This is a genomic window from Mucilaginibacter sp. AK015 (genome assembly GCF_014200785.1).
In the GTDB taxonomy this organism is placed as follows: Bacteria; Bacteroidota; Bacteroidia; order Sphingobacteriales; family Sphingobacteriaceae; genus Mucilaginibacter.
On the sequence record NZ_JACHCV010000001.1, the window covers coordinates 861,427 to 885,975 of the forward strand.

23 protein-coding genes are annotated in these 24,549 nt (G+C 43.9%); 9 read left to right on the forward strand and 14 right to left on the reverse strand.

What is annotated here, in order from left to right:
* The first annotated feature begins 36 nt into the window (after window positions 1–36).
* On the forward strand, window positions 37–1,239 hold the full coding sequence (locus HDC91_RS03760; RefSeq protein ID WP_183548570.1) for a DUF763 domain-containing protein: 1,203 nt from the start codon (window positions 37–39) through the stop codon (window positions 1,237–1,239).
* Here the strand turns inward: HDC91_RS03760 and HDC91_RS03765 are convergent.
* A complete protein-coding gene (locus HDC91_RS03765; RefSeq protein ID WP_183548572.1) occupies window positions 1,231–1,758 on the reverse strand; it encodes a DUF4142 domain-containing protein in 528 nt (175 codons plus the stop codon). The genes HDC91_RS03760 and HDC91_RS03765 overlap by 9 nt on opposite strands.
* A 181-nt stretch (window positions 1,759–1,939) precedes the next feature.
* On the opposite strand from HDC91_RS03765, the gene HDC91_RS03770 reads away from it, so the two are divergent.
* Window positions 1,940–3,103 (forward strand): hypothetical protein, encoded by a 1,164-nt coding sequence (locus HDC91_RS03770; protein ID WP_183548574.1) that lies wholly within the window; start codon window positions 1,940–1,942, stop codon window positions 3,101–3,103.
* Window positions 3,104–3,194: 91 nt separating this feature from the next.
* Here the strand turns inward: HDC91_RS03770 and HDC91_RS03775 are convergent, their stop codons facing one another.
* Window positions 3,195–5,768 carry a phosphoenolpyruvate carboxylase gene (locus HDC91_RS03775; protein WP_183548576.1) on the reverse strand — a complete coding sequence of 858 codons (2,574 nt, stop codon included), beginning with the start codon at window positions 5,766–5,768 and terminating at the stop codon, window positions 3,195–3,197.
* 187 nt (window positions 5,769–5,955) lie between these two features.
* On the opposite strand from HDC91_RS03775, the gene HDC91_RS03780 reads away from it, so the two are divergent.
* Window positions 5,956–8,115 carry an FUSC family membrane protein gene (locus tag HDC91_RS03780; protein ID WP_183548578.1) on the forward strand — a complete coding sequence of 720 codons (2,160 nt, stop codon included), beginning with the start codon at window positions 5,956–5,958 and terminating at the stop codon, window positions 8,113–8,115.
* A gap of 98 nt (window positions 8,116–8,213) precedes the next feature.
* Here HDC91_RS03780 and HDC91_RS03785 read toward each other — a convergent pair whose 3' ends face one another.
* Both HDC91_RS03785 and HDC91_RS03790 read right to left on the reverse strand, forming a co-directional pair.
* The gene (locus tag HDC91_RS03785) at window positions 8,214–8,678 is read right to left on the reverse strand and encodes a PRC-barrel domain-containing protein (RefSeq protein ID WP_183548580.1); all 465 of its coding nucleotides are present in this window, start codon (window positions 8,676–8,678) and stop codon (window positions 8,214–8,216) included.
* Window positions 8,679–8,694: 16 nt separating this feature from the next.
* A complete protein-coding gene (locus HDC91_RS03790; protein ID WP_183548582.1) occupies window positions 8,695–9,345 on the reverse strand; it encodes an OmpA family protein in 651 nt (216 codons plus the stop codon).
* A gap of 211 nt (window positions 9,346–9,556) precedes the next feature.
* Here HDC91_RS03790 and HDC91_RS03795 point away from each other — a divergent pair, with 211 nt between their 5' ends.
* On the forward strand, window positions 9,557–11,107 hold the full coding sequence (locus HDC91_RS03795) for a M20/M25/M40 family metallo-hydrolase (RefSeq protein ID WP_183548584.1): 1,551 nt from the start codon (window positions 9,557–9,559) through the stop codon (window positions 11,105–11,107).
* A 66-nt stretch (window positions 11,108–11,173) separates the two neighbouring features.
* On the opposite strand, the gene HDC91_RS03800 is transcribed toward HDC91_RS03795, so the two are convergent.
* From HDC91_RS03800 to HDC91_RS03815, 4 genes are all read right to left on the reverse strand, one after another.
* Window positions 11,174–11,593: a DUF1801 domain-containing protein gene (locus HDC91_RS03800; protein WP_183548586.1), complete on the reverse strand. Its 420-nt coding sequence runs from the start codon at window positions 11,591–11,593 to the stop codon at window positions 11,174–11,176.
* A gap of 44 nt (window positions 11,594–11,637) precedes the next feature.
* Window positions 11,638–13,275, reverse strand: a complete 1,638-nt coding sequence (locus tag HDC91_RS03805; protein WP_183548588.1) for a hypothetical protein — start codon at window positions 13,273–13,275, stop codon at window positions 11,638–11,640.
* A gap of 160 nt (window positions 13,276–13,435) precedes the next feature.
* Entirely contained in the window at window positions 13,436–14,218 is a 783-nt protein-coding gene (locus HDC91_RS03810; RefSeq protein WP_183548590.1) for an SDR family oxidoreductase, read from the reverse strand.
* Between the two features lie 27 nt (window positions 14,219–14,245).
* A complete protein-coding gene (locus tag HDC91_RS03815; protein WP_183548592.1) occupies window positions 14,246–15,100 on the reverse strand; it encodes an SDR family oxidoreductase in 855 nt (284 codons plus the stop codon).
* Between the two features lie 174 nt (window positions 15,101–15,274).
* Between HDC91_RS03815 and HDC91_RS03820 the strand changes: the two genes are divergently transcribed.
* Together HDC91_RS03820 and HDC91_RS03825 are read left to right on the forward strand one after the other, a co-directional pair.
* Complete coding sequence (locus HDC91_RS03820) at window positions 15,275–16,276, forward strand: SDR family oxidoreductase (RefSeq protein WP_183548594.1); 1,002 nt, start codon at window positions 15,275–15,277, stop codon at window positions 16,274–16,276.
* A gap of 88 nt (window positions 16,277–16,364) precedes the next feature.
* The gene (locus HDC91_RS03825; RefSeq protein ID WP_162432139.1) at window positions 16,365–16,898 is read left to right on the forward strand and encodes a ferritin-like domain-containing protein; all 534 of its coding nucleotides are present in this window, start codon (window positions 16,365–16,367) and stop codon (window positions 16,896–16,898) included.
* Window positions 16,899–16,986: 88 nt separating this feature from the next.
* On the opposite strand, the gene HDC91_RS03830 is transcribed toward HDC91_RS03825, so the two are convergent.
* The 3 genes from HDC91_RS03830 to HDC91_RS03840 form a co-directional block, all read right to left on the reverse strand.
* The gene (locus HDC91_RS03830; RefSeq protein WP_183548596.1) at window positions 16,987–17,478 is read right to left on the reverse strand and encodes a DUF421 domain-containing protein; all 492 of its coding nucleotides are present in this window, start codon (window positions 17,476–17,478) and stop codon (window positions 16,987–16,989) included.
* A gap of 5 nt (window positions 17,479–17,483) precedes the next feature.
* On the reverse strand, window positions 17,484–17,963 hold the full coding sequence (locus HDC91_RS03835) for a CinA family protein (RefSeq protein ID WP_183548598.1): 480 nt from the start codon (window positions 17,961–17,963) through the stop codon (window positions 17,484–17,486).
* Window positions 17,964–18,055: 92 nt separating this feature from the next.
* Window positions 18,056–20,404 (reverse strand): PAS domain S-box protein, encoded by a 2,349-nt coding sequence (locus HDC91_RS03840; protein WP_183548600.1) that lies wholly within the window; start codon window positions 20,402–20,404, stop codon window positions 18,056–18,058.
* A gap of 136 nt (window positions 20,405–20,540) precedes the next feature.
* Here HDC91_RS03840 and HDC91_RS03845 point away from each other — a divergent pair, with 136 nt between their 5' ends.
* From HDC91_RS03845 to HDC91_RS03855, 3 genes are all read left to right on the forward strand, one after another.
* Complete coding sequence (locus HDC91_RS03845; protein WP_183548602.1) at window positions 20,541–20,726, forward strand: hypothetical protein; 186 nt, start codon at window positions 20,541–20,543, stop codon at window positions 20,724–20,726.
* Complete coding sequence (locus HDC91_RS03850; RefSeq protein WP_183548604.1) at window positions 20,726–20,959, forward strand: KTSC domain-containing protein; 234 nt, start codon at window positions 20,726–20,728, stop codon at window positions 20,957–20,959. Before HDC91_RS03845 ends, HDC91_RS03850 begins: the two co-directional genes overlap by 1 nt.
* 75 nt (window positions 20,960–21,034) lie before the next feature.
* Complete coding sequence (locus HDC91_RS03855) at window positions 21,035–21,271, forward strand: hypothetical protein (protein WP_183548606.1); 237 nt, start codon at window positions 21,035–21,037, stop codon at window positions 21,269–21,271.
* A 1-nt stretch (window position 21,272) separates the two neighbouring features.
* Here HDC91_RS03855 and HDC91_RS03860 read toward each other — a convergent pair whose 3' ends face one another.
* The 3 genes from HDC91_RS03860 to HDC91_RS03870 form a co-directional block, all read right to left on the reverse strand.
* A complete protein-coding gene (locus HDC91_RS03860) occupies window positions 21,273–21,785 on the reverse strand; it encodes a DinB family protein (RefSeq protein WP_183548608.1) in 513 nt (170 codons plus the stop codon).
* A 189-nt stretch (window positions 21,786–21,974) separates the two neighbouring features.
* Window positions 21,975–23,450 carry a lipopolysaccharide assembly protein LapB gene (locus tag HDC91_RS03865; RefSeq protein WP_183548610.1) on the reverse strand — a complete coding sequence of 492 codons (1,476 nt, stop codon included), beginning with the start codon at window positions 23,448–23,450 and terminating at the stop codon, window positions 21,975–21,977.
* 262 nt (window positions 23,451–23,712) lie between these two features.
* Window positions 23,713–24,102, reverse strand: coding sequence for a hypothetical protein (locus tag HDC91_RS03870; RefSeq protein ID WP_183548612.1), 390 nt, complete (start codon window positions 24,100–24,102; stop codon window positions 23,713–23,715).
* Window positions 24,103–24,549: the final 447 nt, after the last annotated feature.

Genomic DNA, 24,549 nt, shown 5'->3' on the forward strand with positions numbered 1-24,549 from the left:
AAGAATAAATCTAAATTTTTTGCTAACTTTGTTAGCATGAAGCGTTCAGGAAGTGCTGATCTGCCTTTGCACTATGGCTATGTACCCGTTTGGCTTGCCGAACGCATGGCCAAGCTGGGCCTGGCCGTAATGGAAACCATTGTAATGGATTACGGTAAGGATGAAGTTTTGCGCCGCCTGAGCGACCCGTTCTGGTTTCAGAGTTTGGGCGCTGTAATGGGTATGGACTGGCATTCGTCAGGTATCACCACTTCGGTGATGGGTGCGTTAAAACGTGCCATTAACCCACACAGCCGCCACCTTGGGATATATATTTGCGGCGGCAAGGGCAAGCACTCTACCAAAACACCGCAGGAGCTGTTGAACGTTTGCAACTCCACCGGTCTTGATGGCAACTACCTGGTAAAATGCAGCAAGCTTAGCGCCAAGGTCGACAATACCGCCATACAGGATGGCTTTCAGCTTTATACCCACAATTTTATTTTAAGCGATACCGGCAAATGGGCTGTTGTACAGCAAGGTATGAGCGACAAAAGCCGAACCGCACGCCGCTATCACTGGCATTCGGAACAGCTTACATCCTTTGTAGAAGACCCACATACGGCTATTCACGGACATAATTATGGGCTGATATTAAATATGGCCGATAAACTGGCCGATGGTTCGCGCAACGGGGTAATGCAGATAGCCACCGAGCAGCCCGACCGCATGTTAAAAGAAATAAGCAGGCTGGTCATGCCAAACCATCACGAGGTAATGGCTAAGGATGTTGACCTGAAACGCCTGGGCGCTGTGTTGTGGCTGGCGCACGAAAAGCAGCCAAAGGATTTTGAAGATCTGTTATTGCTGCAGGGTCTTGGCCCGCGCACATTGCAGTCGTTAGCTTTAGTAAGCGAGGTGATACACGGTACACCATCAAGGTTTAAAGACCCGGCAAGGTTTTCTTTTGCACACGGGGGTAAGGATGGCCATCCCTTCCCCGTACCTACCAAAGTTTATGACGAAACCACAGGTGTGTTGCAAACAGCCATCCACAAAGCCAAACTGGGCAACAGTGAAAAAAGCGAGGCCATTAAACGTTTAACCAACATAGCCCAAGCCGCTGAAAAAGATTTTACCCCTAATGCTAACTTTGACAAGGTGATAGAGAGGGAGAGAAATGAATCGTGGAAATACGGCGGGCGTACAGTTTTTGGCAAAGCTAAACCGCCGGTTCAGCAGCAATTAAAACTATTTTAAGTCGAGGCAAATCGCATTCGCTTTTTTAAGATGATCTTGTAGCGTAGGCAACGTTTTGTCGGCATAGCTTTTCAGCTTCTCATCGGTATTATCTTTACCCTTTTTAAAAACAAGGATAGCATTTTCATGGTCGTTTACCATTGCCTGCATGTATTCTTTATCAAACTCCTTTCCCGTTTTTTTCGATAAACTCCCCAACAGTTGCTGGTGGGCGGCGCTTAGCGTATCAGGTGGGACTTTGCTGCCGGCTATCTTCTTCAATTCGGCATCCGCGTTAGTATGGTCGGCAATTAACATTTTTGCAAACTCAACCACTTCCGTGTTTTTAGAGTTGGTTAAAGCCAACTGAGACACCTTTATTTCCGCCGCGCCGGATTCAAGGGCATTTTTCACAAATGAGATACCCTCCTCGTTCGCCTGGCTTATTTTATTGTAGTTTTTGGCTTTGCGATTATTACAAGCTTGTGTAAAAACAAAGGCAATTAATGTAAGGGCGATATAAAATGTTCTTTTCATCATAAATATTAGCTTGTAATACTTAGGTAACAAACATTGGTACATACAGTTTCAATAAATAGTTTTATTATGAGGCTAAATATCAATGGCGTGTTTTCATACATTTCAAAACAGGTGTATTCACCCTTGCATACAGTTGTTGATTATCAGATATTTACATACCTAAACTTAAATCACAATTATCATGTTAAAAGATTTCTTTAACTCGCTCAGTAAGTTGCAAACAATTGTTATAGCAGTTTTAACATTGTTAATATTTGTGTCGTTTGTTCCACAAATACCGGCTATAACACGTTGGTTCAATTCTTCCACATCAGAAGAATATGAGCCCTGGAATCCCGAAAACATCAATGTAATTAAAAATAATATCGACAGGCTGAATAATGAGGCGGAGGATATAAATTTTCAGTTAGATATACTCCCATCCTTTGAAAAGGATATTGTATTAAATATTAAAATACTAAACGATACCAAGTTAGATACACCTTACCGCACGGTAGCAGCAAAACTTCAACCCAATAAAATTATAAATGCTATTGAAACTTATTATGAAAACAATCCCGACAATACGGGGTCGTATGTTAAAAAATTAAACAAATCATTTAGCTTGCAAATTGATAATAAAAGGCAGCAGTATATTCAAGAATATATCAATATGATTGATGCGCTTGGGTTTAGTACCGACTATTTTTACAATAGAAATAATACATATATACTATCCCCGGCAAATTTTTATCCCAAAACAGGATTTGCAGCAACATTGCAGGTAAACAGAACCGATTCGGCTAACAGGTTTACCCACGTGTTCCCAAGTATGAAAGATGCCACTGCTTCATTCTTAAATTCTAAATCAGAACTTAAAAATATCCTTACCGCTTTAGATACGTTACTTTTAAAACGAATTACCACTTTAGAGGCCCGGAAAAAAGAATTACCTGCTAATCAGGAGAAATTAAAGGACGACTTTAATAAAAAGAACTTTAATATTAACCAATACGCCGTTGTAATAGGGATCCCCTTTTTTATAATAGCTGCCTTGCTGATGTACTGGTACGGCCTTAGAAGCAATAAAGAATCAAACGGAGTGCCCGGCAATGTCATGAACCCGAAAGACAAGCTAGCCTTTGCTTTAAATACCATAACGGTGTTGATACTTATACTATCGCTGCTGATATTAGGCCTGGCTAAAGTGATATCCGAAAATGCACTCGCAGCTTTACTGGGCACAATTGGCGGCTATGTATTAAACAACGCAAAGACTAAAGACGCTCAAACTATAACTACCGCTAATGGACCGGCAGTAGGAACAACTGTAATAAATACCGACGATAATGACACCAAAAATTAATTACCGGGTAAGAATTATTACTTTTTACGTATCAAAAGCTGGGCTATTGCTAACATAGGCTTTATTTATACAATGATTTACAGCTAAAGCATTACGCTAAGTTCCTGCCCGCGTTTACTATACCATACACTGTGCGTATAACCAGTTTATTGTAAATACCTGTTAGTTCATCGTCATCAGTATGGTTAAGGCACTGCAGGGCATAATGCTGAATGATGACAAGGGGCAATACTATCTTCTCGCGAAGGGCAATCGAACGCCTGTCTACCGGGAATTCTTCCATCAGCACCTTGCTATCTGTTAACTCAAGCAACATCTGGCGGGTCAACTCATACTCGGCCTTAAGGCCCTTCCAGAATTTTTTGAACCGGGCGTCTTTTTCCATGTAAGCCGTTACCCTGAAATCGGATTTGGACATCGACATCATGCAGTTATCCAGCATGGTTTTAAAGAAACCCGAATTTTGGTAAAGTTCCTGCACCGCTTTCCATTCGCCATCGTCCTTCATCTTCTTTAAGGCCGTGCCTACACCGTAAAAGCCGGGGATATTTTGCTTTAACTGGCTCCATGATGTTACAAAGCTGATAGCGCGCAGATCCTCTAACTTCAGTTTAGCATCGGCGTTGCGTTTTGTAGGCCTGCTGCTGATATTTATTTGCGATAAGAGCTTAAGCGGACTGAATTTCTCGAGGTATTCCATAAACAGCGGGTGCTCGCGCAGGGCCAGGAAAAGGCCGTGGCTTTCTTCGGCCATTGTAGCTATCAGGGCTTTATGTTTATCGTCCAACAGGTCGTTATGATTAGGGTGCAGCGCGCTGATAACGCCGGCGTTAACCAATTGCTCGGTATTGAAACGAGCAGTTTCAACCGATCCGTACTGCGAACTTATGGTTTGTCCCTGTATGGTCAGCTGTATATGGTCATTAGCAATTTCTTTTCCCATCGATGCATAAAAGCGATGAGTTTTGCCACCACCACGCGCAGGGGGGCCGCCGCGACCGTCAAAAAAAGCCAGGTCGATATTATGTTTGCGGGCCATCGCCGTTAATTCAACTTTGGCTTTATAAATGCTCCAGTTGGCCATCAGGTAACCGCCATCCTTGGTGCTGTCGCTAAAACCCAGCATGATGGTTTGCCTGTTACCCCGCTTTTTTAAATGACTTTTATAGAACGGATGAGTGTATAACTTTTCCATTACCCCGCTTGCGGCTTTCAAATCGTTAACCGTTTCAAAAAGCGGCATAAAATCAACGCTCAGCTTATCCTTTTCCCAGCCGCTCCATAAAAACAATGCTATCAGCTGTAAAATATCCGAGGCTTCCTGGCAGTTGCTGATGATAAATCGCTGGCAGCCTTTTTCACCATTACTATACTGAATCTGCTTCATCAGCCTGATAGTATCAAGGGTGTCGCGCACCAGGGGTTCAGCGTTGGCAGGGCATACAAAATCAGCCTGGTTAAATGGCAGACTTTTGATTTTGGCTGCCTCGCTCATTTCGGCATAATTCTTCGGCACGCCGGTGTATACTTTTTCGGTAGTATATTTAAAAACGTTGCGCAACACACGGCTATCCTGCCTTATGTCCAGGGTGGCAAAGTACGATCCAAATAATTGCACCTTTTGTATCAGGTTATCTACAATGCTTACAAACAGGCTATCATGTTCTGTCACCAAAGTTTGACGCATTGACTTAAGTAATTCAAGCAATTCGGGCTGCAGGTCCTTCGGGGTATCGGGGATGCCAAAAGCATTGTCGTAAAGCGTTTTTTCCAGTTGGCTTATGGTATCGACAAACCCTCTGAAGGTGATCCGGCGCTTAACGTTCCTGAAATCGCGGTAATAGCAACGGTATATTACCTGCCTTAACATTGATGATACCGCGCGGGTGGTTTCGGTGGTTACATTTGGATTGCCATCCCTGTCGCCTCCGGGCCAAAACCCAAGCTCGAGCAACTGTTGATTGCCCTCTATATCAAATTCATCTTCCAGTTTTGACTGTATACCAGCAAGCGCGTGATAAAAAATATTCTCCAGGAACCAAACCAGCCTAACGGCTTCATCCACCGGCGTAGGCGAGGTTTTGTTAAAGAAAGGTGTTTTGCCTAATTGCTGTAAAAGGCCGTCAATAGACGGGATATCATTGGTTTTAAGAGCCTCGATCAGGTCGGTCATGATACCAAGTACCGACCCGGGGTAAAATTGCGTAGGGTGTGCTGTAAGCACCAGCCTTAACGAAAAATCTTTTAATTGTTTACTAATGCTGGCCCTTTCCTGCTCGTTTTGAGATGCCTGCTGCACCATGCTTTGAAGGGTGCCGGTATCGTCCACGCGGCCTATCTTGCTGAACGAAGAATCTTCAATAGCATCAAACAAAACCACCTGGCGTTCAATATATTGTATAAACCTGAATAAACGGTTTATTTGCTCCCGCTTATCAATACCCGGTACATACTTTTCAAAAAACGACTCAATGATCTCGGTAGGCGACAATTGCGCCGCAGTGCCCGCATCGCAATGCGAACTAAAAAAAGGCAACAATATACCTGTATCCTTAACCTGGTAAAAGGGCAGCGTTTGAAACAAGCTGTTGTATAGCTCAAAGCGCTTTACCACTTCGTGATTAAATATCGATTCTTTCTGACTAAGCCTTAAGGTAGCTGGCATAATAATACAGGTTTATAAATTACAGGAATATTGACGGCGTAATTTAACTATCTAAAATTAAAATATGATAAAAACTGAAAAATTTATAATGGTTTGCACATTTTAATGCAATAATTGTTATTGCGGAACACTCCACGTTTTATTTGTTTAATTTTGCATAATAAATTCAACGCCTAATAATGAGTAGATGAACAACCCCAAAAGAGAAATAAAAAGCTTTTTTTACGGCCAGTATTTTTCGGACGGGTTGCGCATGTCTGTCGGCATTTTGGTACCATCGCTGGTTATGATGCAATTAGGGAATTTCAGCATGGGGTTAACCATGTCGCTTGGCGCGCTTTGCATCTGTACTGTCGATGGTCCCGGGCCAATATCCCACAAACGCAATGCCATGGCTGCGGGTAATTTATGTATGTTGGCCGTAGCTGTAATTACCGGTTTTGCCCGTTTTAATGTTTACACACTGGGTGCAGAGATCACCTTGTTTTCCTTTCTGTTTTCCATGTTTACGGTATATGGCAACCGCGCAGCATCTATAGGCACCTCGGCATTGCTTATCATGATATTGATGATGGATAAGGCTGTACCCTTACCACAACTGCCTGCCTTTTGCGCTACACTTGTGTGTGGCGGCCTGTGGTACATGACCTTTAGCCTTGTTTTTGTGGGGTTAAGGCCTTATCGGGCGGCACAGCAGGTACTTGGCGAAAATGTGGCTGATATTGCCCGGTTTTTACGTATAAAAGCTGATTTTTATTCGGGCAATGTTGATATTGATGCTAACTACCGCAAGCTGGTTTTGCAGCAAATACAGGTGAGCAATCATCAGGACGCCGTGCGCGAAATACTTTTTAAGAGCCGCTTAATAGTTAAAGAATCTACACCGGCCAGCCGGGTAATTGTATTAACGTTTATAGACCTGGTGGATATGTTTGAACAGATAATGGCCACCCATTATGATTATAATTACATCCGCGAGAAATTTGAAAACACGGGTATCCTGAAAGATATTGCCGACTTTCTGCATCATGTTGCCGATGACCTCGACAATATAGGCTATTCCATACTGGCTAATGACCGGCCGGAAAAATTAAGTAATCTTGAACTGCGGCTGGAGCAGCTAAAACTTAAAATTGACGCCGTTGGTACAGATGATAAGGAAACCAGCAACCTGGTGCTAAAAAAGATTCTTATAAACCTGCGGGACCTGAGCAAAAGCATATCAAACATTTATAAATACTATCACTCTAAAGCATCTGATAGTTTGGTGCAAAACCCTACAGACGTAGAATACTCTAAATTTGTAACCCACCAGGATTATGCACCGCATATTTTCACAGATAACCTTACCTTTAATTCGGGAGCCTTTAAACATGCCTTAAGGGTAGCCATTGTGTGTTTAGTTGGTTTTATAACCGCCAAGAATGTATCACTTGGCGGGCACAGCTATTGGGTGTTGCTTACCATTATTGTAATACTTAAACCAGGGTTCAGCCTGTCTAAACAGCGTAATTATCAGCGTTTGATAGGTACCATGGCAGGTGGGGTAATTGGAATATTGATCTTAAATTTTATTCCAGATAAAACGGCCCAGTTTGTTTTTCTGATTGTATTTATGATAGGCACCTATAGCTTTTTGCGGTTAAATTATATAGTGGCCGTTATATTCACTACGCCGTATGTACTTATCCTTTTTAAATTTTTAGGCTTAGGCCTTATAAACGTAGCGCAGGAACGTATAATTGATACGTTAATAGGATCGGGTATAGCTTTCATAGGCAGCTACACCTTATTCCCGACGTGGGAATTTGAACAGATAAACGAAACCCTTAGATCTGTTATCAGGGCTAATATTAATTACCTGAAAAAAATATCAGAAAGTATCTCGGGCAAAGCGGTTGAAATTACCGGGTATAAGCTTGCCCGAAAAGATGTATATGTAAATTCGGCTAACTTATCGGCCGCGTTTGAGCGCATGACCTCGGAACCCAAAAGTAAGCAGCGAAGCATTAAGGACATTCATAAATTTGTGGTGCTCAACCATATCTTAGCATCCTATACGGCAAACATAGCGTCAGCATTAATTAGGTTAGGGCAATTACGCCCGCATACCGATATGTTAAAACTCGTTAAACGCAGTATTGCCGTCTTGACAGAAACCGAAAAAAAATTAAGTGGCGAAAGCACGGAAAAGACCTCAACACCCTCAAAAACGGCCGAAACTACGAAACCGGAAATTCCCTCCGTGCCCCTAACGGCCGACGACCTGTTAATGAAAGAACAATTAGGATTTATCAACAAGATAACGGTTGATATAGCCAAGATCACAGACAGTATTTTAAGATAGCTTATCGCAGATGTTTAAATATTCTGGAGGTGGTTGTGATGAATCGCTGAGCAGACAAGTATCAAGCGTTTTGGCAGGTACATCTTCACGGCGTTGTCTTAACCATTTTTGTGTTTGCCATAAAATTTTGTCTGGCTTACATTAAGCGAACCCGGCGGAATAGGCGCATCCTTTTCTGCTTTTGCCAGTGCTATACGTATTTCCTCATCCGTTTCGTGGTCAATTACACGGCCTTTTTCATACAGCGGCAGGGAAAGTAAATTGGTAATACTTACCCCCGGCAATTTAACATTATCGTTATCAAGGTCAAAATCGGCCACTTCAATAGGTACCAATACCCGGCCCTCTTCCAGGTCAACATCGTTGCTTTCCATATCAACTACTATGTAGCGTACCTTACGGGTGTTTGGGTTAAACATCAACTCGTACACCTCTCCTACTTTGTTCTTATGCGTATCAATAACATCCCAGCCAAATATATCGGGTTGGCCGTCTGCTATTTCAAAGTCACTATCGCTTAATTCCTGCAGGTCATCGTAATCTGTACTGTTATCTAAAGCCATAATTATTAGGTTGAATTTATTCTCTCGGTCCTTCTGTAAAGGCCACTATTTCTACACTGCGGTTTTGCGCCCGGCCCGATTTTGTTTTGTTGGAAGCAATGGGCTGTTTTTCGCCGAGTGAATGTACTGACAGGTTGCCGGCCTCGATACCACCCTCGGTAAGCAACCAGTCCTTAACCGCGTTTGCACGGCTGGTACCCAGTGCATGGTTGTCTGATTCCGATCCAACAGAATCGGTATGTCCGTAAATGGCGATAGCAGCTTTTTTATAACGTTTTTCAAGGGACGCCGCCACCTGCTTTAACTTTGACTCGGCAGATGGCTGCAAGGTACTTTCGTCAGGCGGGAACAGGATATTTTCGCCCATGCTGTAAATGGTATATTTATCGGTGCCTCTAACTATGATGGCGGTGTCGGTTACCTCGTCATATTTTACCTTCGGTATGTTAAAATCTATCGCGTTCCAATCGGGCTGCGTGGTTACAATTACATTGGTGTCAATTTTACTGCTGTCTTTTGCTACCGTATCGGTGCTGTCTATCTTCAGCGGGGCCGAACGGTTACAGCCGCGGTATAACAAAACTGCTACACCTATAGCCAAAACAAAAAATATAAGCCAGATCCACACGGAGCGGCGGCGTTTAGGCTGAACATCTAATTGTGCCATTTTCGGTTGATAGTTAGTATCATGTATCAAGCATTAAACGGGCCAATTGGTTTTAAAAATTTTAGATTTTAATCAGCCTTTTTGTATTATAAACACCACAGCTATGTTTGTATACAACAGGAATGTTACACAGGTAACCTATGCGTAAATATGTTTTAAGCCATGCATTTTATACATTCGCTATACAAACTAAGCCCTATATCAAACAGATATGAAAAACTTTACCAAACTGCTTGTCGCCTCGGCATTATTTGCCGGAAGCACAACCTTTGCACAAACTAAAAGCCAGGTTGTAGATAATATTGTAAAAGAGGGAAACGATAACTCCCAGCTTGAAAAGCTCGCCCACGAATTACTCGATGGTATCGGCCCGCGCCTGGTAGGTACCCCACAGTTTGACCAGGCCGGCAAATGGGCGCTTGATAAGTACAAAGGCTGGGGTATTACCGCCCGACAGGAAAAATGGGGTGAGTGGCGCGGCTGGGAACGCGGGATATCGCATATTGATATGGTTTACCCGCGCGTTCACAGCATTGAAGGCACACAACTGGCCTGGAGCCCGGGCATGAAAAAGCCGGTTACCGCCGAAACGATTATTTTACCTGAACTTGCAGATTCAATAGCTTTTCAAAAATGGCTGCCGGCAGTTAAGGGCAAGTTTGTAATGATATCCATGAATCAGCCAACAGGCCGTCCGGATGATAACTGGAAAGAGTTCGGCTTAAGCGGATCAATGGATAAAATGAAAGCCGAACGTACCTCCCAAACCGCTGCTTGGCGCAAACGCATCAGCAATACAGGCTTAACTAACCGAACTTTACCGGTAGCGCTGGAAAAAGCGGGCGCGGCGGGTATCATTACCAACTATTGGAGCGCAGGTTTTGGTGTGGATAAAATATTTGCTGCCTATACCAAAACTATCCCTACGGTTGATATAGCCCTTGAGGATTACGGCTTGCTTTACCGCCTTACCGAAAACAATGAAAAACCACGTATCACTATCCAGACCGAATCAAAAGAGCGCGGTACAGTACCAACTTTTAACGTTGTTGGCGAAATAAAAGGCACCGAAAAGCCAAACGAATACGTAATGCTTTCTGCGCACTTTGACTCATGGGACGGCGGTACCGGCGCAACTGATAACGGTACAGGCACTTTAACCATGATGGAAGCTATGCGTATACTAAAGAAAGTTTATCCACACCCAAAACGTACCATATTGGTTGGCCATTGGAGCAGTGAAGAGCAAGGACTTAATGGTTCGCGCGCTTTTGTTGAGGATCATCCGGAGATTGTTGCAAACCTACAGGCCCTGTTTAACCAGGATAATGGTACCGGCCGTGTGGTAAACATTAGCGGCCAGGGTTTCGAGAAAGCAGGCGACTTTATAACGCGGTGGCTCGAGGCTGTACCCGACACCATCCGCCACCAGATAAAAACCAATTTTCCGGGTGCACCGGGCGGCGGCGGATCTGATTTTGCCTCTTTTGTAGCCGTGGGTGCCCCCGGGTTTTCACTGGGTTCAAACAGCTGGTCGTACGGTAATTACACCTGGCACACTAACCGCGATACTTATGATAAGATAGTTTTTGATGATTTGCGCAGCAATGCCATATTGACCGCTATACTGGTTTACATGGCAAGCGAGGATCCGGAAAAGTTCCCGCGCGATAAATCAAACAACCTCCCCGCCGGACGTAACGGGCAGCCTGCCAAATGGCCCGAGCCTGTTAAAGCAAACCGCCATGGTGGATTTGATTGATGAACTTTTTACACACAAAAAACCCGGTACATTAAAAACGTACCGGGTTTTTTTATGAATTAAACATTACACTTGCGGGTGTTTCTCCTGCATATTCTTGACGCCCTGCCTTACTAGTTCCCGCAAAATATCCTCGTTGATGTCGGCCAGTCTTTTTACATGAATGCAACTGCCAGACATCCTATGCTTTCCAAGCTTTTGCAACAATCCTGTTTTAGCATCACCCGGTGATATATACAACGAAAAGTCATTTGCTCGTGGCGAAAAAGCAACCAACGGTGCATCACCTTCTCGCCCGCTTTCGTATTTGTAATGATAACTTCCAAAACCCACTATCGCGTTACCCCACATTTTAGCTTCAAACCCCGATTCCTCCTTCATGATTTCAGCCAGATGATGCCCGTCATGCCGTTTGGTTTCGTCCGTGATCTTGTTTATAAAATCGTCCACGCTTGCGGTGTTTTCGGTGGTTTTATTTGCTGCCATGGCTTTTAATGTTATCTATTTATTACATAATAAAGTTAATATAATTATATATCCCAGTTAAAATTCACTTCCCTGTTATTCAGTTTCCACCTCGCCGGGAACTGGTTAGTTAACCAATCTAGCGGCTCGCCATTTGGTTGCACCCTTGCGGCATCAGTAAAAGCCTGCTTTATAGCGGCTTTTTTTTCATTATCTAATATATCTAATTCAGCTGATATAAATAGCGGCGAACCGCTTTCTGCCAGCAATTGCATCCATTGCCTGTTCTTTGCCCACGGAATATACTTGGTTAAGCCTACGCAGTCGCCGTCGGCAGCGTAAAAAGTGTTGTTTTGCGGCAAGCGGAAACCAAGCGTATTTACGCCCATTTTCTGGGTGCGTGCCCACTCCCTGCCGCTTGTGTCGTCGCCAATACGGTTAAGCTCAAACACGCCTGCCGATAAATGGCTAAATGTATTGCAGCCTATAAGATACATGTCGCCAGCCGACTCGCGGATAGCGCCATACAGATTATTAATGATCTCGGCATTGGTTTTGGTCTGGTCGTGAAACTTCCACCCGGGTGCTGTAAAGTTATCATTCATTTGCATGCCCCATTTACCAAAAATATCCCAGCTGCTGTAATCGTGCTTAACCATGTGGTAACCCCATTGCTTGTACAAAGATATATTGCGTTTTACACGGGCTATATTTTCGGGGATAGTAGGATCGAGTATTAATTCGTCATCCTGGCCGCGCCCTGGTATTTTAGGGGCAAGCAGCGTTTTACTATCATCTCGCCGGGCTATCAAAGGGCGTGTCCACAATCCCGGGCGCATACCATGGCTTTTTATTTCGTCGGCCGTTTTATGCATATCCTTAAATTTATCATTCACCAGCGAAAAATCGTCAGGTTGCTGCCAGCCATCATCAATTACCGAGAACGGGCGATTAACCGTGCTGGTAACCATTTCGGCCATTGCAGCGGTTTGATCTTTGATGGTTTGAAAAGAGTTTTTACCATACACCACATACCAGTCGTTAATGCCATAAACCGGCTGTTTTGGTAAACGCGGATTTGTGCACATCACCTTACAAAAATTTGTTAAAGCGCTGTAGGGGCTTTCGTGCAGTTTGCTGATACCTGTTACAATATCGGCCGCATGCAAGGTACGTTCACCAAGTTTAACACCTACGCCGCCCGATTGGGTATCCATGGTAAGTTCAATGCTGCCCGGTTTTACCTGCCAATAACAAATAGTGTTGGCGCCGGTTTTAACGCCGAAGCAAGCGGTTTGTTTACCATCGTACAACAATGCGTACCACGGATTTTTTACATTGGCATCAGGGGCTCGCCATGCCAGGTCGCCATAGCTGCGCTCCCAATGGTCGCCCAATATTTTCGAATATTTTTCAGTTTGATATTTCCAGTTGAGTTTTACTGCCTGCAATTCGGTAAGGGGCGCGTGCACATACACCGGCCGTGAGTTGGCGCCCGACTTGATTTCGACCCTTATATCCTGATGGGTAAATACCGACCCGCCTTTACCGGTAAGTTTGATCCATTGACCGGCAACCTGCGCCCATGCCTCGTCAGGCTGGCTAATAAGCGAACCGCCGGTAACCGTAGCATAAGTTAACCTGCTGTACATAACCGAGGCAACCCCTGCGGCCGATAGTTTTATAAAATTGCGTCGTAACATAGTTTTTAGTATAGATGGCTAATTTAACAATTACAAAGTTTTGTACAACACATCTGTCAATTTATGGCGCACATGATACCCATCTCAATAAATAAGCCGCTAAATAAGCGGCTTATTGGTGATAACGTTATATGAGAGTATTTATGCCAGGCTGCTTTTGTTACTCCACCGGCTTTTGCTGCTCAGCCATGGTGTGGGCTACCGCACTATCGGGCATCATATTACCCATGCCAACCTGCATTTTATTTTTAAAGCCAGATATTACCCTGTCGGTACCGGCCATCAGCGCCTCGTAACCATCTTTCGCTACATCAGCAGGGTCAGACATGGCTTCCTTATCCTGTACAATCTTGCTTTGGTTCATATCTGCCTTGTTAAAGAAATCAGTATCTGTCGGGCCGGGCAACAGCGCGGTAAAAGTTATGCCGCTATCCTTCAATTCTTCGCGGATGGCCGTTGTAAACGAAAGTACAAATGCTTTGGTAGCATGATATACCGCCTGCCATGGCCCGGGCATTTTTCCGGCAATCGAACCAAGGTTAAGCACTTTTCCTTCGCCGCGGGCGGCCATTTGCCTTACAAAATGCTTGGTAAGAATAACAGTAGCGCAAATATTAAGATGAATAATGTCCAGCTCACGCTCCAGGTCGTTATCAATAAATAAACCATATACACCTTGCCCTGCATCGTTTACCAATATATCAACCTGTTGTGTAACCTCTGTACACAGCGCTTTTACCTGCTCCATATCCGACAAGTCTTTTGAGATGGTACTTACTTCAATACCGCTTTGCTTAAGTTCAGCCGCTGTGTTCGCCAGTTCCGCCTCGTCGCGTGCTACGATAATTAAGTTATAACCGTCTGCTGCAAATAGCTTAGCCAGTTCTTTGCCAATACCTTGTGTCGCACCGGTAATTAACGCTGTTTTTTTATTATTTTCCATAGTAGTAGTTGTTAATAAATGAAAATTTTAACCGTTAACCACCTCTCCGCCGTTAATATGAATAACCTGGCCGGTAATATATGAGGCATCGTCTGAAGCCAGGAACACATAGGCCGGGCCAAGTTCTGACGGCTGGCCAGCCCTTTTCATGGCCGTTTCGCTGCCAAATTTTTCGATCTTTTCGGTGTCAAATGTTGATACGATAAGCGGTGTCCACACAGGCCCCGGGGCAACTGCGTTTACTCTTATGTTTTTTTCGGTGAGATTGGTTGCAAGCGACCTTGTAAAAGTTGTTATAGCGCCCTTAGTTGACGAATAGTCGATAAGCGCGGGCGATGACCTGTAAGCGGTAACAGAGGTTGTATTGATGATGCAATCGCCTGCCTGCAAATAATCAAGCGCGGCTTCGGCAAAATAAAAATAAGCAAAGATGTTAGTACGGAAAGTGATCTCCAATTGCTCTTTGCTGATGTTCTGCGCATCTTTCTGCGGAAACTGCATTCCGGCGTTATTTACCAAAACGTTTAGTTTGCCCAGTTTTTTTACTGTCTCTTTAACCACCTTTTTACAAAAGCTATCGTCTTTTACATCGCCCTTTATCAGCAGGCATTTCCGCCCGGCAGCTTCAACCAGTTTTTTTGTTTCCTCAGCATCTATATCTTCATCCAGGTAAACAATGGCTACATCTGCCCCTTCTTTAGCAAAATGCACACTCACAGCCCGTCCAATGCCGCTATCCCCTCCGGTTATCAAAGCTACTTTATCTAAAAGCTTTCCTGCAGCTTTATAGCCGGCCTTTATGTACTCTGGTGCCGGGTTCATTTCTGCCTCTATGCCGGGCTGTTTATCTTGTTTCTTTGGTTTTTTTCCTGCTTTTGCCATATTAATTCAATAGATAACTATATGCATTAGTCGTTACCGACACAGTTGATCATATTATTTTCAACAGATTTTTTAAAGCAAGGTTTTAACGTATAATAAAATTTATTTCTTACAAATACTCAAACACCTGCTTTTCTCCTTTGTATAATCTTAAACCATCAAATGCGAATTAACATGGACGACAATAACAAAATCAGCCGCCGTAAAGTAATTGGCAGTATTGGCACCACACTTGCAGCTGTTGCAGCAGCGCCGGTTTTGGCTGCAACTAACAATGATAAAATTATGGAAGCATTACCTTTAGAAGACCCGATCAACAAATATCCCAAACCGCCTTTTGAGGCGCAATCGCAACCCTGGCCCGGGCTGGCCGTTAAAATGACGCCCCGCCCCGATCATGGCGAGAAAAGTTATAAAGGATTTGGCAGGCTAGCAGGCCGCAGGGCATTGATAACAGGCGGCGATAGCGGCATAGGCCGCGCTGCTGCTATAGCCTACGCCCGCGAGGGTGCGGATGTCGCCATAAATTATTTTCCAACGGAAGAACCAGATGCGCAGGAAGTAATTGCGCTGATAAAGGCCGAAGGCAGAAAAGCGATAGCAATACCCGGCGACCTGCGCGATGAAGCCTTTTGCAAGAAACTGGTGGATGAGTGTGTTAGCAAACTTGGCGGACTGGATATTTTAGTAAACAACGCCGGCAGGCAGCAAAGCCACGACTCGATTTTGGATATCACCACCGAACAGTTCGACTGGACAATGAAGACAAACATTTACGCGCCGTTTTGGATCATTAAGGCGGCGCTGCCGCATTTGCAGCCCGGATCTGTTATCATTGGCACCACATCAGAACAGGCATACGACCCTACTCCGGACCTTTATGATTATGCACAAACCAAAGCTGCTACCATGAACTATGTAAAATCGCTGGCTAAGCAGCTGGCACCAAAAGGCATACGCGTTAATGGTGTAGCGCCTGGCCCTGTTTGGACACCATTACAAGTTAGTGGCGGCGCCAGTATGGAAAAACTGAAAAACTTTGGAGGGCAAACGCCATTTAAGCGCCCGGGGCAGCCCGCCGAGCTGGCCTCGATATATGTTCAACTGGCGGATCCCGGCGCAAGTTTTGCCACCGGGCAGATCTACGGTTCATCTGGCGGCGCAGGGCAACCTTAAGATTTTAAATTATCGTTATAAGTTATTTTTTTTCAAACAATAACAAAGTATCACGTGTTGTAACAACATACATTTAACCTAAGAAAACATGGCAACTAAAACAAAAACAACCAAAAAAGGAAAAATGGAAAATTCAGAGTTTCATGAATTTTTTGTTGACGAGTTAAAGGATATTTACTGGGCAGAAAAGCACCTTGTAAAGGCTTTACCAAAAATGAAAAAAGCAGCAACCAGCCCCGAACTGGCCGCCGCCATTGATAAACACACTGCAGAAACCGAGACGCATATTGCTACGCTGGAACAAGTATTTGAGCTGTTGGAGGAAAAACCTGCGGCAAAAAAATGCGATGCAATGGCCGGTTTACTTGAAGAAGGCAATGGTATTATTGAAGATACCGATAGCGGTACAATGATACGTGATGCCGGCCTTATATTAGCCGCGCAAAAGATAGAGCATTATGAGATAGCTACGTATGGCGGCTTACGCACGCTGGCAGCTACCATGGGACGCGATGATGTAGCCGAATTGCTGCAGCAAACGCTGGATAACGAAAAAGCAACTGATGAAGCGCTTACCACCTGTGCCGAAAGCCTTGTGAACGAGCAGGCAGTTGCCGAATAATTGTATTAACTGCTTATCAAAAGGCCCTGTAAGTTACAGGGCCTTTTTTATGTGGTTAACGTAACCAAAATGGCAGGTCGGATCCTGGCTAACCTTGTTTTTTTATGGCGCTGATATCGCCGTTGCGTTCCATGTACACTTTTTCTATCTTATCCATATCTTCGGTAAGCGCCGATTTACGTACCCCCTGCATAAGATCCTCTTCACAAACCAGTGCGCGCTTCATTTGATCTCGCAGAAATCTATCTTTATCAAACAGCAATATCTTATCGCCTTCCATAACCCTCACAAAACGGTTGTTTGTGGCTACAAGCCATCCGAAAAGGCGGTGAAGCAGCACAATTACAAAGCAGCACACCACTACCGGTATAAAAGGAGAAACGCCGACTATTGCGCGGCTCAATACTGCACCTAATGAAATGGTAATAATATTATCAAGCGGGTTTTTAACGCCGAAAGAGCGCCTGCCGGATACACGGATGAGCAACAGGGCTATAAAGAAAACTACAACACCCCGGCTGCTCATTTGAATGACGTTGAGATCTTTCCCCTCGCCAAAAATTTTAATAAAGATCTCCATAGGCTTTACTTCTGTAATTCATTTATCAATAATTCGGCCGTTGCTGCAACGGTTTGGTGAATAACTTCTTCGCAACTCCCTTTAAAAACTTCACGGAAACTTGCCGGCTGCCCATTGATAAGAGCAAAAACGAACATGGTACCTACAGGCTTTTCAGGGGTTTCGCTGCCGCCGGGGCTGGTTAGGCCTGTTACAGTAACCTGTATATCTGAAGGGATAAGCCGCGCCAGGCAATAAGCCATCTCGCGGGTAACCTCCATCGACTCCGGTGTGTAGGTATCAATAAGATGTTGTGGTACTTTTAACAGATCTACCTTCAACGAAGCATCGTAACATGTTATACCACCTTTAAGTACCGCGCCAGAATGAGGCGTGAGCGCAAATTCAGAGCAGAGCCACCCTGCGGTAGCGCTTTCGGCGAAAGCAATTGTTAAGTGTTTGGCCGCCATCAGGCTGGCACATTGTGTGATCTTGTTTTCGGCCATATTATTTGGTTTATATCGTATATAGATAAACAACCGGCCATAAACAAGGTTTAAAAAAATTATGCCTGCAATAAGAGATTGGGCATATAAATCTATTTAACCGGCAAGGTAAAATAAAAGGTTGAGCCTACGCCAAACTCACTCTCTACCCATATTTTTCCGCCATGCCTTTGTATGATCTCGGCACTTAGGTACAAACCGATGCCGAAACCCGAAATATGCCAGGTGTGCTCGCCCTCTACCCGGTAAAAACGCTCAAACAACCTTTCCTTATCCGTATCCCTTATTCCTATACCCTGATCCTTTACGCTCACCTGGGCCCCACCTGCAGTTGCTACACAATTTATAGTTATACGGGTCCCTTTCGCCGAGTACTTAACAGCGTTGTTTAACAAGTTGGAAATTACCGATCCTATTTTATCCGGGTCGGCTTCAACAATCACAGGCATAGATGGGTCAAATATTATCTTGTGGCTGGTTGCAGAAAGTGCAGCCTCGTGCACTGCACTTTCAAGTAGTTCTTCCAGGTCAAATCGCTCAGGATTTATGTGTATCTGGCTCGATTCTAATCTGGAAATGTTTAAAAAGCCATTGATAATGGTGGCCATTTTACGTGTTTGCATGGTTGCCTTGTCCATGGCGTTGGCTAAAAACGGATCTTCACTTTTCCGAAGCTTAACGTTGACCGCCTGTATCAGCGCTGTAAGTGAAGTTAACGGTGTCTTCAGTTCATGACTTACCATTCCGATAAAGTCGTTCTTACGGGTTTCATCGCGCTTCCTTTCAGAAATGTCGCGGGCTATCTTAGAGGCACCAATGATATTACCTTTCGTATCTTTTACCGGTGAAATAGTTAAAGAAACGTCAATCAATTTACCATCTTTTGTTACGCGCAGGGTTTCAAAATGCTCAATCCGCTCTCCCTTTTTTAAACGTTCGATAATACGCGGCTCCTCTTCATGCCTGTCCGCGGGCACCAGTTTCAAGATATGCTGCCCTATAGCTTCTGACTCGGTGTATCCAAATAACCGCTCAGCAGAACGATTCCAACTGGTGATAACGCCGTCAAGCGTTTTGCTTATAATAGCATCATCTGAAGATTCTACTATAGCTGCGAGTTTAGCGCTGCGCTCTTCTGCTTGTTTAATATCAGAAATATCCAGCGCTATAACAAGTAACGCATAAATAGCCTGCTTATCGTCCCTAAGTGGTACAAAGTCAACTCTCAGATCGGTACCATCGGCGCCTTTACGCTCTTCGGTAATATGTTCTCCGGAAAGGGCGCGTTCAAATAACGGCTTAACATCGTTGTAACGGTCAACCGGTATCACTTCATTTGCGCGCCGGCCTATATAGTCAGGGTTATCATAAGCCAATTGGTGCATCAGGTCCCCCTCCACGGCTACAAAACGCTGGTCGGTGTCAACCAAAATAATAAGCGACTTCGGGATATTCACGGCGATGGATCTAAACAGCGCCTCGCTTTTTTGAAGTTCCTGGCGGCTCATGGCCAACTCTTCATTTGTAGCCAGCATTTCTTCGTTAGCTGCGGCGAGTTCCTCATTAATAGCGGTTAATTCTTCATTAAGCGCCTGCGTTTCTTCTTCGCTATCCATCAATGCCTTAGTACGCTGCTCAACTTTATCCTCGAGCGACCGGTTAAGTTCAGCCAGGTTCTGCTGTGCTTCGGCCAGCTCCTCGTTTATCGTCATTAACTCTTCGTTAGTTGCGGCTATCTCTTCGTTGGCAGCGGTTAATTCTTCATTAAAGGCCGCGGTTTCGCGTTCTTTATCGTATAGCTCTTTTTGCAAACGCTCCTTTTCTTTTATATCACACATTACGGTGTAATAAAAGAAAAGTGAGATAATTATTGCTAAACCAATGGCAAACAAGATAGCAAAAGGCGTAAGGGCAACATACCTGTTAAGGCTCGCCGTGCGTTCAGACAGCAATTGCCGTTCGGCCGTTTCGGCCTTATTAATTGCAACACGTAAGGCATCCATGGCCATTTTTCCACTGCTTAGATCGGCCGGTGTTATGGTTTCGTTACGTTGTTTTTTTTCGATGAGCGCCCGGAGGATGTCAAGTCGGTGTTCTAATATCGCCTTAAGCGAAGCCATATTTATCTGCTGGCCAATATCGTCTTTGGTAAGCACTTTCGCTTCGGCAATAAGGCCGAGTGCGTGCCGGTAAGCGCCATTATAAGGTTCCAGGAAGCGGCGATCGCCGCTGAGCAAGTAGCCCCGCTGCCCGGTTTCGGCATCTTTCATTACCGATAGGGTACGCTCCAGCTTTTCTATGACTAAGTTACTGTGTGCCACCGCGTGGTTACTCATCAACAACTTCTGAAGGGTGGCATAAGAGATAATACCAACAAGGATCAGGATCAACAGGGCTGATCCAAAGCCTAACTGCAGGTTACTGTTTAACTTAAGTTTCATAAGGCGGCCGGCATATTCCTTAAAGGAGTGCCGTTAAATATAATACTTTGAATAAGATGCTGCAAATATGGCGTTTGAACACCGTTTTGCAATCAAAAACCTCACTGTTTTGTTATACTTAAAAAAAGGAGGAATTATGCCCTGGTATAACGGAGATTATCCGCCATCGTACAAAAATCAGCCAAAAAAGATTAGGGATAAAGCTACAGAGATAGCTAACGAGGTATTAAAAACAACCGGTAACGAAGGTGAAGCTATTGCCACCGGCCTGAAGCAGGCACGAGCGCATTTCAAAAAGGAAGAAGAAGCAAAAAAACAATAATGCCCTCAACGGTAATTGCCCATATTGGTTACGATGCAGAAACTAAAAAGCTTACCATTGTTTACGTTTCAGGGCATACGTATGTTTATCATTCTGTGCCCGAAACTGTTTATAAAGACCTAAAGGCGTCGCGGGTAAAGGGCCGATACCTGCGCTTTTTTGTGAAGGACAAATATTCATTTGAAAAAATCGTCGGTCCCGGGCCCATTGATGCCCCCCCGCCACCTGAATAACCTTATACCTTTTGGTAGTGACAGTTATTTATTAACACCCGATTTTTTGGGCACGCAATTTGCAAGTTACTGGTAATGAGCTCGGACGAATTTAACAAACTAGGGTACCACGAAAAAACAGAAGCTGTTTTGACAGGCACCTTTTTGGCTGACCGGCTTACTGACCACTTTTATGTTAAGCTTTATAACCTCGACAATTTTTATATAGAAGTTTTCTTTGACGATCGCTCGCACCTGATTGTTAAATTCCGCGCCTTTGAACATACCCTTTTTGTATTGCCCTACCTGGAAGAAGTAAAAATAGCGGTGTAAATTAGTGTCCCGCTAATGCGGCGGCGATACGTTTTATTTGATGTACGTGCCGTTTTGTATGTACTATTGTAAAGGTTATAGCTTCTGCACGGGTAATATAGCCCATCACCGGCATCTCAAATGCTTTACATGTTTTGGTCACGTCAAGCGTATCAATGGCTTGCAGCAAGTTTGTTTTTATCAGTTGCAGCTTTTCAATCAATTGTTGTTTTTGATAGATCTTATCCTCCGGTATAATAAAGTCCGGGGATTTAAGCTTTGTATCAAAATCAAGGAAAATCGACTTAAGTTGTTCCACCCCTGCTTCCGGGTCGCGGTTAGTGTCAGTCACTGGTCCGTTCAGTAATTCCACAAAGCTGCCCGCCGATAAAATTACATGCTGCGCAACCTGCGCCGCTGTCCAGCTTCCTGCAAACGGTACGGTGTTCGCCTGCTCATCGGTTATAGATGATAGCCCGGCCAGCAGTTCATCAAAGGTTTGTGCTGTTTCGATATTTGCTTGTTCAATATTCATATACAAATGTGCGTGTTAAGGAACAAAAAAGGCGGTGGTAAAAACGACAACTTAGCGGTGTGATCGCGCCAAACTGCACGCTAAATTAATACGCTTGATTACCTTAAGCAGCTTTAGTACACCTTAGAATCACATGCATACTGCATGAGCCGTAAGGCTAGCCGTGGAGGTTGCGATTTAACGCCGCATTTAATTCCCGGCAGATGGCTCGTCTAATTTTGCTGATATATTCTTGATAGCATCGTCGAGCTGCACCGCGGCATTTACCAGGTGGTTTCGCGATTCATGGAAGGCATCTTCCTTATTATCGCTGTTTTCAATAACCGTAACTATCCCTAAAATATTAGAAAGGTGCCTGCGTACCTCGTGCGAATTGATAAACGCGAGCTCATCCTTTTTAAATTTAAAGAACAACTGTTCGTAATGTCTTTTTTGCCTGATGTTTCGATATAACATCGTACCTATGCCAATAATAAGTATTGCGCTTATAGCCGTAAACACTAACCACAGGCGCGTTCTTTTAAAACTTTCTTCTTTGCGTATGTAAGCGCCCTCTATTTCATCTACCTTTATCTGCGAAGAAATGATACCTACCTGGGTTAAACGTTCAATTTGTTTTTTTGCCTGCCCCAGTGCCAGCTGATATTGTAAAACCGCTTCATCTTTATCGCTCCTGTTTAAGGCCACGCCACCCAATATTTCATATAATCGCACCTGTATCTCGGGGTGGTTTTGATATTCCCTGCCGGCCAATACCTGCAATGCAATATTCTGAGCCGAATCTAATTCCCCGGCTTTGAAGTAAGCATCTGCAAGGTTTAATTCGTCATAAGCTTCAAATACAAATTTTGGGTCATCCTTTGCTGCGCGGATCAGGGCGACAGCCTGCTGATACTTTTGCTGAAGTAAAGCAAGGTAATAGGCCATTCTTTTATGAATTGTATACAGCCGGCCCGATGTGTTTGGAGCACTATTTAATAATTTACTGTACAGCGCCACAGAGTCTGCCTTACCCAGGCAAAAATAGTTTTCTGCCTTGTTAGACCAGATCATCACTTGCAGGATGTTATCTGCAAATTTTCTCTGATCTACAATTCCCTGGGCCTCCTGCAAGTAAAGCAACGACTGGCTGTACAGGTTGTTTTTGTAATAAATATCGGAGATGTTGATATCAACCATCGCCTGTATATAGGCATCGTTAAGGGTTAAGGCCTCCTTCCTGGCCAACCGAAAGTTAGATATAGCCTCGATGGTGTTGCCTTTAATTGTTTGCAGAAAAGCCATATGCGTAAAGCAGGCATACAGCAGGTAGTGCGCCTTGTTTTTATGAGCCAGTTCAGTAGCTTTGGTTAATGTCTTTTCGGCCTCCTTGTACTGTTTAATCCCCATCTGATACATGGTTTCAACAAAGTATCCTAACGCTTCCTGATTTTGAACGTGGTGCGTTTGCAGTATATTTAGTAGCTCCGATTTGGTGGTCTCCAGTTTTTTTACCGGTACGTCATTGAAGTAGTAGCGAATATTGAGTACCAGTTTTTTTTCCTTCAGGTCCGGATCGGTAATTTGCAGAATATGTAAAAGACTGTCTTGCTTAGGTGTTGCGCATACGCCGCTGATCAAATAACAGCAACAAAAAATAATTAATAAAGCACGTTTGAAAGGCATATATGATTTAGCAATTGGCAGTTATCATAGGGTTGCCTAAAGATAAAAAAATATTTCGTACCGGTTAAACAAATTGATATCGGTTATCCACCGATGGTTCATGAAAGAAGCTATTAGAAACAAATTGGCCGGTTGTTAGCCGGCCGTTGTTGTGTTTATTGCAGTCGTACAGTGTGTTATTTCTTGAAAGCTCGGCATACCGTAGCCTATTGGCAAATGGCTGCCGCTAAAAGTTGCTTTTTTTTACGTATTTGTTTGTTATTTATCGGTATCCTCTTTCGTCAAATAATTCTAATCGATAGAGCGGAGAGTGTTGCGTTAATAATCCCGCAAAAAACGACACCAATCCAAGCAGCAGATGAGGCAGGAATACGAAATGATAAAAGCCATATATCCACGGGGCAGCAATTAATATAATACCTACTATCATATCTATAACAAGATGCAACTGCATCGGGAATGCTTTGAAGATCCCGTATGGATGGGTGCTGAATATGGCCATCACCAGTTGCATGGAGCCCATACACAAAGGCAGGTACAGCGGCGCGCCGCCCAACTTGGCAAATCCGAAAATCCAGGGAGAGAAGGTAATAAGCAAGCCGCCCACATAATCTAATATGCCATGCGCTTTCAGAGAAATTAAAGGCTTCATAATATAAGTAATTAGTGCTGTTAACCCGTTAAGCAGCGTTACAGCGTGTGTTAAAAATTATAGTTGATACAGTACGCGCGTAATTTCAGTTGTGTTTTAACCGATCGGATAGTATATGGCGGAAATATTTCCGGTAAGGCAGCAGCATGCAGGTTAAAAACAACCTCTAATCAAATAACCATATCCGGGCCCGAAAGTTTTATCAAGCGAAAAAAGATTAACTACAAATTATAATCTAGTGATCTTAATGCAAAGGCATGCGGCCGGCACGTTTCTTTATAGCGCGCATCAGTATTAAAAAATGAATTACAGGTTAAAACCTTTTAATACACACGCTGGTTGTATACATACCTTTCAGATACCATTTAAGTACTTGCCGGATAGAATATTGATTTATCAAGTTAAACTGTGATTATACAGCTATGAATAAATACGACATCCATTTAA